This window comes from Vibrio fortis, from assembly GCF_000695685.1.
Classification (GTDB): domain Bacteria; phylum Pseudomonadota; class Gammaproteobacteria; order Enterobacterales; family Vibrionaceae; genus Vibrio; species Vibrio fortis_A.
Genome location: NZ_JFFR01000002.1, coordinates 619466 through 632373, shown reverse-complemented (window position 1 = coordinate 632373; position 12908 = coordinate 619466). Strand labels below are relative to the sequence as shown.

Sequence of the window (12908 nt, the reverse complement as noted above, 5' to 3'; positions counted from 1 at the left end):
ATTATAACATTTTGTTGGTTCAGAGCCTTGAAAAAAGTGATCAACAGCGCCATAGTGTCTATCATTAGATTGTTCGCTACAAAATTATTACTTAAATGAATAACGTAGCGCTGTTAAATACAACGAATAGCAAGTGAGTGTAGATATGGCGGAAGTTCGTGCCAGAGTAGATTTTAAAGTAGGGGCCAGCAGCAACATTGATGCGGAGCTTCTTTCATTCCACGGCTTAAAAACAGATAAAGAACACGTTGCTGTCATTTTCAAAACGGCAGACAAAACGCAGGATGTCCCTCTAGTTCGTATGCACTCAGAGTGTTTGACTGGGGATGTGTTCCATTCGTCACGTTGTGATTGTGGCGAACAATTAGATGAGACGATTCGTCGTATGGGTGAGTCGGGCGGTATCATTCTTTACCTTCGTCAAGAGGGCCGAGGTATCGGTCTTTACAACAAGATTGATGCATACCGTTTGCAAAGCGAAGGCATGAACACCTATGAAGCCAATAACCACCTTGGCTTTGGTGATGACCTACGTGATTTCACGGAGGCCGCAGAGATGTTACGCGCGCTAGACGTGACTAAAATTCGTCTAGTTACTAACAACCCTAAGAAAATCAAAGAGCTGAAGTCTTACGGTATCGAGATTGAAGAAGTTGTAAACACCGCTGCCCATATCAAGTCGGGTAATGAGAGCTACCTAAAAGCAAAAGTGTCTCACGGTAAGCACAACTTAACCATCGAGTAACTTAGCGTGCTGCACCTAACACAAAATGAAGCAAAAACCTCACAAATGTGAGGTTTTTTTGTATTTGCCTTGCAAATAAATTGTAACTTTGTATTATCGCAACACGTAGTGCAAATGATAATGGTTTGTACTACCAATATATAATAATTCAAGCTCAACAAGGATGCTTCATGACCATTAAATCTTTAGTGACTAAAGCGGTTACTTCGTCACTCATTTTTGCTTCTGCTTCATCTTTTGCGGCAGTGACTCAAGATCAAGTTGTCGAGCACTACGCTGACATCGCTCACGCGGTATTTGCTGACTCAGTGATCACAGCGAAAGCTCTTAACTCTTCTATCGACACATTTTTAGCTTCGCCGTCAGCGAGCAACTTTGAACAAGTAAAACAAGCTTGGTTAGAGTCTCGTGTTCCTTACCAACAGTCTGAAGTGTTCCGTTTCGGTAACGCAGTGGTTGATGATTGGGAAGGTCAACTAAATGCATGGCCACTAGATGAAGGTCTAATCGACTACGTTTCAACTAACTACCAATACGAGCTAGGTAACGAAGGCGCGAGTGCAAACATCGTTGCAAACGAAACCTTCCAAATTGGTCAAACTAAAGTTGACGCATCAAACATCACACCAGAGCTAATCGCTGACCTAAATGAGATCGGTGGTTCTGAAGCGAACGTTGCGTCAGGTTACCACGCAATTGAATTCCTACTTTGGGGTCAAGACCTAAACGGTACAAGTGCTGGTGCTGGTGCTCGTGCATACACAGATTTTGTTGTTGGTGCTGAGTGTACAAATGGCAACTGTGAGCGTCGTGGTGCTTACCTTAAAGCGGCTGCTGAACTTCTAGTTCAAGATCTAGAGTGGATGGAAAAGCAGTGGTCTGCGGATGAGAAGGGTAACTACCGTCAAGAGCTACTAGCTGAATCGAGTGACAATGGCCTTCGTAAGATGCTATTCGGCATGGGTTCACTATCTCTAGGTGAGCTTGCTGGTGAGCGTATGAAGGTAGCACTAGAAGCTAACTCTACTGAAGATGAGCACGATTGTTTCTCAGACAACACGCACAACTCTCATTACTACAACGAGCAAGGTATCTACAACGTTTACACTGGTCTGTACAAGCGTGAAAACGGCACATTGCTTTCTGGTCCAAGCATCTACGACCTTGTTGAGCAGAAAGACAAGCAAGCTGCAAAAGAGATCCAGAAGCAGTTTGACCTAGCACGTGCACAAGTTGGTCAACTTGTATCTTCAGCAGAGAAGAACAACGAGTACTTCGATCAGCTAATCGCAGCAGACAACGCAGCGGGTAACGCGCTAGTGAACAAAACTATCGTTGCACTAGTCTCTCAAACTGCAGCAATCGAGCGTGCGGCGGGCATCATCGGCATTGATAGCCTAAACCCAGACACAGCTGATCACGAGTTTTAATCTCTTGTGATATCTCGATATTTATAAGGGCTCGTTTGAGCCCTTATTTGTTGAGTCCATATCTGTTGAGAGTATATAGGTTGTAGCTCGAAGAGAAACTCTCGCGTCCAACCGAAGATGATTGTTCACCTTAGTCATCAAAGCTAACCCAATCTAATGAACCTAAGTATTAGCCAATAAAAAGTACAACGAAGCTAAATACTCACTAACTTAGCAAAGGCAATGTATGAAGTCGTATCTTTCCGCCTCGATTTTAACCGCTCTGTTTTTCGTTTCTCCATTACACGCCCATGATGTTTACTCAGGCGGTAAGACTACCGTCAAAAAAGAGGGAGCGAATGCATTCTCTCTTCCTGCAGCAAACCTGCCTATGACCAAACGCCTAGATTTCAGCGTAGGTAACAGCTTCTTTAGAAATCCTTGGGTACCTGCGCCTGCATCGACAGATGCTCGTGATGGCTTAGGTCCACTATTTAATACTAACGGTTGTCAAAATTGTCACATCAAAGATGGACGTGGACACGCGCCCGAAAAAGGCGATGAGAATGCCGTTTCGATGTTGGTTCGCCTCAGCATCCCTGCAGAAACGCCAGAGCAGAAAACCGCTTTTATTCGTGATGGCGTGATTCCAGAGCCAACGTATGGTGGTCAACTTCAAGATTTTGCGATTCAAGGTGTTCAGCCTGAAGGCAAGGTCAATATCTCTTACACTGATGTGCCGGTGACCTTTGCAGATGGCAGCGTTGTAACACTTCGCAAGCCAACACTGACAATCACTGACCTAGCGTTTGGTGAGATGCATCCTAAAACCCAGTTCTCTGCACGTGTCGCGCCACCGATGATTGGTCTTGGTCTGTTAGAAAGCATCCCTGAAGAGACCATTCTAGGCTTTGCTAAGCAGCAACAGCAAGAGAACAGGGGAGTGTCAGGTAAAGCGAACCAAGTGCTTGATGTACGCACCAACGAGATGACTCTCGGTCGCTTCGGTTGGAAAGCCGGACAGCCAAATCTAATGCAGCAAAATGCCGCGGCGTTTAATGGTGACTTAGGTCTAACAAGTAATCTGTTTCCAAATGAAAACTGCACCTCGGCTCAATCAACGTGCACTGATTTCCCTGATGGCGGTAAGCCGGAAGTGAGTGACAACATTCTCGACTTTGTAGAGTTCTATTCTCAACACTTAGCGGTACCAATTCGCCGAAATGTAGAAGATCCACAAGTGGTTAAGGGGCAGGCACTGTTTGCGCAATCAGGTTGTCAAAGCTGTCACCAAACAAATATCCGCACTATGGAGCGAGAAGATCTGCCTGCACTGTCTAAGCAACTTATTAGCCCGTATACCGATATGCTTTTACACGATATGGGCGAAGGTCTGGCAGATAACCGACCAGAATACTTGGCGAATGGTCGTGAGTGGAGAACGACACCACTTTGGGGCTTGGGCTACACGCAAGAAGTTAACGGCCATACGTTCTTATTGCACGATGGTCGAGCTCGTAACGTGATGGAAGCGGTACTGTGGCACGGTGGCGAAGCCGAGCAAGCTAAACAGAACGTGCTCAAATTGAATAAGTCTGAACGTGACGCGCTTATTGCGTTCCTAAACTCGTTATAATCGACGTTCAGGCTCTATATCTTTATCGGAAATTCACAATGCTTAATATGCCTTGTGAATTTTCTTTGCTATGCGCTAAGTAAATCTATAATCAAATGCGCAACAATGCTCAACACTAGGTAACAACATGAAAAATCAACAATTCATGAAAAATAAATTGTGGGCTCTTCCGCTTTCAGCTCTGGTTGTCGCGGGGTGTCAATCTTCAGGTGAATCTAACGTTTCGCAAGAGGCAAACCTTGGTTACTCTGCCGATACGACTCAACACCTAAGCACAAATGTTTATCTGACTGAATTCAATTCAGCGGTAAATTTCGCGAAGCAAGCGTCTGAGCTAGAAGCGGCGGTTGAATCTTATTGCCAAAGCGATGCAGTGACATTAGATCAGCTAAAGTCGGAATGGCAACAAACTATGACGGCTTGGATGGCGTTGCAAGGGCAGGAGCGTGGCCCTGCAAAAGCGCTTGAAGAGAGCTGGAATGTACAGTTCTGGCCAGATAAAAAGAACACCACTGGGCTGAAAATGAGTCAGCTTAACCAGCAAAACAAGCGTTGGACACAGCAAGATATCGCTATGCAGAGTGTGACAGTCCAAGGGCTCGGTGCACTTGAGTGGTCTTTCTACGATAATGCTTCTCCTCTATTAGCTGACAAGGCGTCTGGCTGTCAGAGCGTTACAGCGATTGCGCAGAACCTAGCTGTGAAATCTTCGGCTATTGCTTCGGCTTGGCAGGTTAACCCGTGGACGTCTCTTGATGAGAAGCAATGGGAATCAGAATACATTGCACTTATGACGAATCAACTCGACTACAGCATGAAGAAGTTGAGCCGTCCATTGGCTAAAATCGGCAAGCCACGACCATACTTTTCTGAATCATGGCGCGCGCAAACCTCATTGGCTCAACTAAAAGCGAATGTTGTTGCACTAGAGGCGCTGTATTTGGCAGATGGTAAAGGTTTAGATGCAATTCTACGAGAGCAGGGACATCAAGACCTTGCAGACCGTGTTTTCGCTCAGTTTGAACAGACCATTGAAACTTGGCCAGAGCAAGATAGCTTGTTTGAGTTGTTGCAAAGCAAAGAAGGCTATCGTCTTGTGTTGTCTCAATACAACAAACTAGAACAGCTGAAGTACCTGATTCACGAAGAGGTGGCAATCGAGCTTGGTGTGGTAATAGGGTTTAATGCAACTGATGGTGACTGATTCTACACGTAGAAACCTGTTGAAGGCGGCACTAGGTTGTGCTGCTGTTCCAGTATTGCCGTTTGGTTGTGCTTCCAATCAATCGAATCAAGTAACAGATGGTTCGCCTAAACTGATTGGCTGTGCACTGAACGGCAGAGATCGCTTCTCAGCAGTGGTTGCTAATAAATTCGGCCAACCAATTAGCCAGTTGCCGATCCCAGAGCGCGGGCATGGCGTTGCAATAAGTCCAAAGCAAAATCACGCCGTTGTATTTGCTCGTCGTCCGGGTAACTTCTTTGTCGTGTTTGACTACATGACTGGGCAACAGTTGAAAATGACGGTTAAAGGCAATAATCGCCACTTTTATGGACATGGCGTTTACTCGCTAGATGGTCGTTACCTATATGCGACCGAAGGTAAGAGTGATACCAGTGAAGGGGTGATTGGCGTTTACGACGTAGAGCAAAACTACGCCAAAGTTGAAGAGTTTACTGGTTTTGGCATTGGCCCTCATGAAGTGATCATCATGCCGAGTGGTGATTTGGCGATTGGTGTTGGTGGTGTACACACAGATGGACGAACACCGAAAAACCTCGATACCATGAAACCAAGCCTCACTTACCTTTCTGCTACGGGGCAGGTTATCGACCAAGTTGGATTGCCTGATAAGAAGTTGAGTATTCGACATCTTGCGCATGATGGCGCAGAGACGGTTCTATGCGGACAGCAATACCGTGGTGAACCGGACGAGTACCCATCTCTGCTGGCTATGCATACCAAAGGCGGTGAGTTTATTAGCTTGAATGCGGAGCCTGAGCAGTGGGCGAGGTTTAACCACTATATTGCGAGTATTGCGGCATCTGATGAATGGATACTAGCGACGTCTCCGCGAGGTAATTGCTACGGAATCTGGTCGAAAGAGACGCGTGAGCTTGTTGAGCTCTCGTACCTTGCCGACGCTTCTGGTGTGGTACTACTTGCAGATGAATTTCGGTTGAGTTCAGGTGCTGGTGGTGTGATCAGTCAGTCCAAACCACACGACAAGTCAACACTTCAATCGGGTATTCAATGGGATAACCACTGGAGTGCAACTTGATGCTTAAAATCCGTTAAAAAATAACATGCTTGCTCCATTTCTTTGCCATACTTAAAAGATGATTTGGCCCCAGGAGCATCGCATGTTAGTGAAGTATATATTCGCCATATTACTGGTGGTCTCCACGCACTCGTGGGGCTCCGCCAGTCATCAGATCAGACAGGATGTCGAGCCAGGCTCTGACCTGTCATTTTCGCTCCTGTATCCAGAGTTAACCCAACGTGTCTATCAAGAGACCTCTTACCCTGTTGTTTGGGCCTCACCAGCAGCATCTAGCGCTTTTGAATTCCAATTATCACTCATTGATAAGGCTCAGTTTGCGCCTCTTTTCAGTGAGCAATTTAAGCAAATCGAACAATACAAAGCGTCAGGTGAATGGGACAAAGTGGATATCCTCACCACAGACGCACTTCTTCACTATTTGAGCTATGTAGAGAATGCGCCGCTGATTGGTAAAGAGTGGTATTTCTCAGAGAAATTGCAAGATAGGTTACCTGAACCCGCCCCAGAGACCATAGAACGCCTACGGGACAGCATTGATAACGGCTATCTGTTGGAATTGGTGCTTTCCTATGCGCCACCTGTGGGCAATTTCGATCAGTTTAAAGAGTCTTATGCAGTATTGTCTCAAGCGATGGATGAGACAGTCCCTCTGTACGATCAAATCGGCCTTAAACGGTTTGAAGATGAGATCACACAAAAGCCAATCTTATTAGAGAGAATGGCTTTGGTGGGTGTCGATATCTCTCACGTAGACCCAAATATTCCGATTTTCGATCTTGAGCTAGAGATCGCTGTTAAATCCTTCCAGAAGATCCACGGAATAAAATCGGATGGGATCATAGGCCCCGATACGATGAAGTGGATCAACATGCCATTTGACGATCGCTTGCGAGCGATTGCATTGAATGCGGAGCGCGCGCGCCTGTGGCCGAAAGACAAAGACTCTCTGATTGTGGTTAACGTGCCTAGCTTTGAAATGAAGTATTGGGAGGGCGGCAAAGAGGTCTTTGAATCTAAGGTTGTTGTGGGTAGGAAGTCACGTAAGACTCCATTATTAGAGATCAATCTCGACTCTGTGATTCTCAATCCAACTTGGAATGTACCGTGGAAGATCATGGTTAAAGATATTTTGCCTAAGGTACGAGAAGATGAGAGTTACTTAACGAGTAACAATTTCCGAGTGATTGATGGCTGGAGAACGATGGAAACCATAGATCCTGAGCTCATCGATTGGCAGAGCATTAATTTTAACTCCTTCCCTTATCGCATGAGACAAGAAGCAGGCTCACGTAACGCATTGGGCTTGTATAAGTTCAATACGCCAAATAACCGCGCCATCTATTTGCATGACACGCCGAGTAAAGGTTTATTCAATGACGACTTCCGTGCCTACAGCTCTGGGTGTATTCGCGTAGAGCATGCTGAAGAGCTGGCAGAGTTGTTGTTTGCAACTAAAGTTAGAAAGGCACCACAACAAGATGGTTCGCTAGGCCCGAACACTAAAGTTAGGCTCAAAAAGCGAATCCCGGTGCATATTATTTATCAAACCGTTCTGTTTGAAGAGGAAGGGATCCAATATCGCGGTGATGTCTACCAGTACGATAAGGAAGGCGGAGAAGGGTGATCTTGACCAAAATTTACAAACAAAACTTTATTGATGAAATTATAATGCCTATCAATAACTAAGAGTTTTAAGGCATCAGAAATAACGTCTTTGAGCAAATTTTGCTCATTGACGTCGCTATACCCATTATGTATCGTGCGTTTTTTGTTCGATTTAATGGGATTTTTTGCTGTATGTCTCAAAATGTATTCTCTCGCCGTCAGTTTCTCACTCTTGCTGGTGGCTCTGTGGTCGCGGCTTCTCTCACACCTTCAATCGCGTTTGCTTCGTACCCAGACCAGCCTAGAGTCATTAGCATGAATAATCTTCATACCGGTGAACGATTGGAAAGCTGCTACTTCGATGGTAAGAATTACGTTGGTGATGAAATGGCGCGTTTGAGCAAGTTGTGTCGCGATTTCCGTCGTAATGAAATTCACCCAATGGACAAGAATCTGTTTGACCAAATCACTCAGATCCAAAATATCCTTGGTATTCAAAAAGAAGTACAGATCATCTCTGGCTACCGCTCTCCAGCGACTAACGAAGCGCTTCGATCAAACTCAAGCGGTGTGGCGAAAAAGAGCTATCACATGTTGGGTAAAGCGATCGATTTCCGTATTGATGGCGTAAACCTAAAAGAGCTGCGTGACGTTGCCAAAAGTTTGAAAGCGGGTGGTGTAGGTTATTACGCTCGTAGTAATTTCATTCACATTGATACTGGTCCTGTGCGCAGCTGGTAAGTAAACCTCGGCTTAATGCGTTCTGTTGTACCAAGTTCAAAACTTGTCAAAATAGACATCCAATGTCATAGTTTGCGCCAGATTATGTAATGGAACGCTAAATTAGCCATTATTAAGTTTGCTTTCTAAGGTTTGTATATGTCTCTTAAGTATCAAGTTGTACCGGTTACCTCTTTCTCTCAAAACTGTTCGATTGTGTGGTGTGATGAAACCATGGAAGGCATTGTTGTTGATCCAGGCGGTGACGTTGCACAGCTAGCAGCAATCATTGAAGAGTTGGGCGTAAAAGTGGTGAATTTGGTGCTGACTCACGGTCACTTGGATCACGTAGGTGGCACAGTTCCACTGGCAGAGATCTTAAATGTTGAGATTGTCGGTCCGCATAAAGCGGATAACTTTTGGCTTCAAGGCCTAGAGAACCAAAGCCAAATGTTTGGTTTCCCTCTGTGTAAAGCATTTGAACCTAATGCATGGCTAGATGAAGGGGATAAGGTGACATTTGGTAATCAAGTGATCGACGTTATCCACACGCCAGGCCACACCCCAGGTCACGTTGTGCTATTTAGCGAAGAAGCGCGTATGGCGTTTGTTGGTGATGTGCTGTTCAACGGTGCGATTGGTCGTACAGACTTCCCTCAAGGTGACTTCAACACGCTAATCTCGTCTATTAAGACTAAGCTTTGGCCCCTAGGTCGCGATGTGACGTTTGTACCGGGTCATGGCCCTGAATCGACATTTGGTCGTGAGCGTGCATCTAACCCGTTCGTTGCTGATGAAATGCCACTTTACTAAACGAGCGGTTTAACTTACTTCCTATCTAAATAAGCAGCTCGCTCAAGAGCTGTTTATTGCTCACGTTCCGCTGCTGCAAGGTAACGTCGAGCAAGTCCCACAAATTCTTCCCCAGTCATTTTTAAGTCATTGGTGGATATAAAGATATCGTAGCCATGATAGCCACGCTGATAACGCATCCGGTTTGCCAGCATCGCTTGTAAGCCTGAATATTGCCAACGCTTGTCTTTCTCTTTTGTTAGGGCCTGTGCCTTTGAAGCATTAAGCGCGTCTTGGTCGATAAAAATATCACTGTTATCGTCGCTAAAACGCATCTTGCCGTTGAATTGTGATGAGTCCAAAACGATGTCTTCAAACTTAGATTCATGTCCCGCCTGCTTAGCCCCAAGGTAGAGTAGTGCGCGTTGGTTTAGTAGCAGTTCAGTTGTGATCTTAGGACAGATGGAGTCAAGGTAAGGGGCGTAGTCTCGAATTTTGATACCAATCCAAGGAAGAGGTTGATGCCATCCATCTTGTTGATAAGTGCATAAGCCAATCTTTTCTATGTTTGACCATTTCAGTACCCAGCCACCTTTATAGAAGTGTTGCTGAAAATGAGTTGGCGTTAGCGTAAACAGGACTCTGCTACGCAGCATCAAGTAGTAGCCAGCGACAAGTAAAACAATAACCAAAAAAGAGCCAACAAAAAGTAGGCGAGGGGCGTCATAATAGAGGGCAACCAATAAGCAAACGAAGCCCAAGATCACAGCGACATAACGATATGTACTTTTGAATTTAGGTAGTGAAAAGTTTGCAATATGACGTGTTTCCATAGGGTTCACCAAGTTTCATATTTTGGGTCTGGATGGATAACCAGTAGATATGACCTCAAATTAATAATGCCCTGTCTAAATAATAGACGTTGATAGACAATATCGTTATTTTTCGTCGACTTTCGACGCTCCACTCTACAAATAGCTCCCGTTTTTTGGTATAAATCGCGCTTCAAATTTTCACCACTGCGAGTTAGAGCAGTGAACTGGAGAAATATTCAATGAGACTTGCTCATAAGCGTAAGGTGCAGGCGAAGCTGCAAAAGCGCATTAAAGCGGCTGTAGCAAAAGTAGAAGCAACGCCAAAAACAGCAAAGCCTGTCGCAGAGAAAGTTGTAGCAGAAAAAACTGTAGCAGCAAAACCAGCGGTAGAGAAAACAGTAGCAGCACCAAAAGCGGCGTCTGTATCACTGACTCCTAAACAGCAACAAGTTCTAGACATCGTTGCTAGCAATGCCGACGGCATCAACCCTAAAGGTATCGGCCTAGCGGCTGGTCAAGAAGATGCGAAAGCTGGTTCATGGGCAACAGGCGCATTGAAAAAACTTCTTGAAGAAAACCTAGTAGCGAAAGAACAGCTTGCAGGTAACAAGGTTGTCTACAAAGCTATCTAATTCCTTTGGAATTAATTCGCTTTCTAAGTTTTAAGCCTCGATCTTATCGAGGCTTTTTTACATCTAGCGCCTGCCAAACTCTCTACTGCTCCTGAGCACATCCAACCTACAAAGACTTTTTTAATATTTTATAAGTGCTTATGTTCATAATCACTTGGCACTCTACACGACGTCTGTCACGTTCTCGTAAAATGTTGTTAACTTTAGCCGTAGATTACTACGTACGAACTTTTCATTGCGATCTCCCGTTTATCGCTTCTCTATCTCTTTAATTTTCGTTGTTTGGGTAAAAGTCCTACGTACTACTACTTAGTTCTTTGGTCTAATACTGAATTTATTGGCTGCGTAGCCTGCGTGCTCATTCCCATTTCTTATTAACAGATGTCGATGCATTCTTTGGTTGAATCATAAAGTACTCATAGAAAGAGTATTGAACCCAACAAAGGACGTGAACATGAGTCTTATTTCTAACTCCCTCACTCGAGTGTTTAAAAACGTAGCGGTTACCGCGACAGCTTGTTTAGCAATGGTTGCTACAGGCGCGACAGCTGCTGACAAGGTCTATCGTTTGAAACTGGCGGAAACTTGGGGACCAAACTTCCCAATTTTCGGTGACACCACTAAGAACATGGCCAAGATGGCTGAAGAGATGTCGAACGGTCGTCTACAAATTCGTATCGACTCTGCGAATAAACACAAAGCACCACTAGGTGTATTCGATATGGTGAAATCTGGTCAGTACGATATGGGTCACTCTGCATCGTATTACTGGAAGGGTAAGGTGCCAAACACGCTTTACTTCACTTCGATGCCTTTCGGTATGCTACCAACAGAGCAGTACGCTTGGTTCTACTACGGTGGCGGTATGGAGCTGATGGAGAAGGTTTACTCTCCACATAACCTACTTTCGTTCCCAGGTGGTAACACAGATACTCAGATGGGTGGTTGGTTCCAGAAAGAGATCAACTCAGTAGAAGATCTACAAGGTCTTAAAATGCGTATCCCAGGCTTCGCTGGTGAAATCTTAGCAGAGCTAGGTGCTAAGCCTACAAACATCGCACCGGGCGAGCTATACACGTCTCTAGAGCGTCGTACGATTGATGCATTGGAGTGGGTAGGTCCATCTCTTGATTTACGTATGGGCTTCCACAAAATCGCACCTTACTACTACACAGGTTGGCATGAGCCAGGTACAGAGCTTCAGTTCCTAATCAACAAGCGTACTTGGAACAAGCTACCAGATGACCTGAAAGCGATCCTACAAGTAGCGATGAAGACTGCTGCTTACGACATGTACACGCAATCTAAGCACGAAAGTGGTAAGAACTGGGCTTCAATCCAGTCTGAGTACCCAAATGTTCAGGTAAAAGACTTCCCAGTTGAAGTAATGACTGCACTTCGTGAAGCGAATGACCGCCTATTGAAAGAGCATGCTGACAAAGACGCAACAGCGAAAGAGATTCAAGCTTCGCAAGCGGCTTACATCGAGCAAGTTCGTCCATGGTCAAACATCTCACACCGTGCTTACCTAAACAGCCAAGCACAGTAATAGGTTTGCGTATTAAAGCGCAATCCAAAAAATCGGTAGCTTGGGCGAGTCTTAAGCTACCGAGAAGCCCAAGAAAACCTCTTTGCAGTTTCACCTTAAATAATAACGAAACGCCAAGAGCCCCTAATACAGCTCCGCTGTTGCATTGAGCGGAGCCATTTCAAATTCCATGGAGTAGGGAATGAGAAGTCTAATTTATATCGAACGAGCCTTTAATCGTTTTGGTGATTTCCTTGGCTGGTTATCCAGCATCCTGTTCATCTTGTTGCTTGCCAACGTGGTGTATGACGTTGTGATGCGTTATGTATTTAACGACGTGTCGATTGCGTTTCAGGAGATGGAATGGCACCTATTCTCGGCCGTATTCCTACTTGGCGTTCCTTATGCTATCAAAGCGGGTGGCCACGTACGTGTTGACCTGTTCTATGAGCGCCTTTCCAATCGTGCTCAAGCCATCATCGATTTATTAGGGACAATATTCTTCCTGTTCCCGTTCTGTTTGTTGGTAGCTTGGTACGGTATTGATTTTGCCAAAGAGAGTTACTCACTAGGTGAAACATCGGGAGATCCTGGCGGCTTGCCGTATCGCTGGATTATTAAAGCGATGATCCCATTGTCATTCCTATTTATGGCAATCAGTGGTGTTGGCCTGATGCTGCACTCACTGAACAAGATATTTAACCCACACCTGATTCAGTCACACGAGCAAAAGTAAGGAGA

12 protein-coding genes are annotated in these 12908 nt (G+C 45.2%); 11 read left to right on the top strand and 1 reads right to left on the bottom strand.

Annotated features, from left to right (window positions below; translation table 11 throughout):
• Nucleotides 1-145: 145 nt before the first annotated feature.
• From VFDL14_RS19965 to VFDL14_RS20000, 8 genes are all read left to right on the top strand, one after another.
• Nucleotides 146-745, top strand: a complete 600-nt coding sequence (locus VFDL14_RS19965; protein WP_032549271.1) for a GTP cyclohydrolase II — start codon at nucleotides 146-148, stop codon at nucleotides 743-745.
• A 170-nt stretch (nucleotides 746-915) separates the two neighbouring features.
• Complete coding sequence (locus VFDL14_RS19970) at nucleotides 916-2175, top strand: imelysin family protein (protein WP_032549270.1); 1260 nt, start codon at nucleotides 916-918, stop codon at nucleotides 2173-2175.
• Between the two features lie 226 nt (nucleotides 2176-2401).
• On the top strand, nucleotides 2402-3790 hold the full coding sequence (locus VFDL14_RS19975) for a di-heme oxidoredictase family protein (RefSeq protein ID WP_032549268.1): 1389 nt from the start codon (nucleotides 2402-2404) through the stop codon (nucleotides 3788-3790).
• Nucleotides 3791-3935: 145 nt separating this feature from the next.
• Nucleotides 3936-4994, top strand: a complete 1059-nt coding sequence (locus tag VFDL14_RS19980) for an imelysin family protein (RefSeq protein ID WP_032549726.1) — start codon at nucleotides 3936-3938, stop codon at nucleotides 4992-4994.
• Complete coding sequence (locus VFDL14_RS19985; RefSeq protein WP_032549725.1) at nucleotides 4984-6072, top strand: DUF1513 domain-containing protein; 1089 nt, start codon at nucleotides 4984-4986, stop codon at nucleotides 6070-6072. The genes VFDL14_RS19980 and VFDL14_RS19985 overlap by 11 nt, the downstream gene beginning before the upstream one ends.
• 82 nt (nucleotides 6073-6154) lie before the next feature.
• Nucleotides 6155-7699 (top strand): L,D-transpeptidase family protein, encoded by a 1545-nt coding sequence (locus VFDL14_RS19990; RefSeq protein WP_032549267.1) that lies wholly within the window; start codon nucleotides 6155-6157, stop codon nucleotides 7697-7699.
• Between the two features lie 173 nt (nucleotides 7700-7872).
• Nucleotides 7873-8421, top strand: a complete 549-nt coding sequence (locus tag VFDL14_RS19995; RefSeq protein WP_032549266.1) for a YcbK family protein — start codon at nucleotides 7873-7875, stop codon at nucleotides 8419-8421.
• A 138-nt stretch (nucleotides 8422-8559) separates the two neighbouring features.
• Nucleotides 8560-9213 (top strand): MBL fold metallo-hydrolase, encoded by a 654-nt coding sequence (locus VFDL14_RS20000; RefSeq protein ID WP_032549265.1) that lies wholly within the window; start codon nucleotides 8560-8562, stop codon nucleotides 9211-9213.
• Between the two features lie 53 nt (nucleotides 9214-9266).
• Here the strand turns inward: VFDL14_RS20000 and VFDL14_RS20005 are convergent, their stop codons facing one another.
• Nucleotides 9267-9848, bottom strand: a complete 582-nt coding sequence (locus VFDL14_RS20005; protein WP_390519423.1) for a DUF2982 domain-containing protein — start codon at nucleotides 9846-9848, stop codon at nucleotides 9267-9269.
• 398 nt (nucleotides 9849-10246) lie between these two features.
• Here VFDL14_RS20005 and VFDL14_RS20010 point away from each other — a divergent pair, with 398 nt between their 5' ends.
• From VFDL14_RS20010 to VFDL14_RS20020, 3 genes are all read left to right on the top strand, one after another.
• Nucleotides 10247-10639, top strand: a complete 393-nt coding sequence (locus VFDL14_RS20010) for a hypothetical protein (RefSeq protein WP_032549263.1) — start codon at nucleotides 10247-10249, stop codon at nucleotides 10637-10639.
• Between the two features lie 454 nt (nucleotides 10640-11093).
• Nucleotides 11094-12188 (top strand): TRAP transporter substrate-binding protein, encoded by a 1095-nt coding sequence (locus tag VFDL14_RS20015; RefSeq protein WP_032549262.1) that lies wholly within the window; start codon nucleotides 11094-11096, stop codon nucleotides 12186-12188.
• Nucleotides 12189-12369: 181 nt separating this feature from the next.
• Entirely contained in the window at nucleotides 12370-12903 is a 534-nt protein-coding gene (locus VFDL14_RS20020) for a TRAP transporter small permease subunit (protein ID WP_032549261.1), read from the top strand.
• Nucleotides 12904-12908 lie beyond the last annotated feature (5 nt).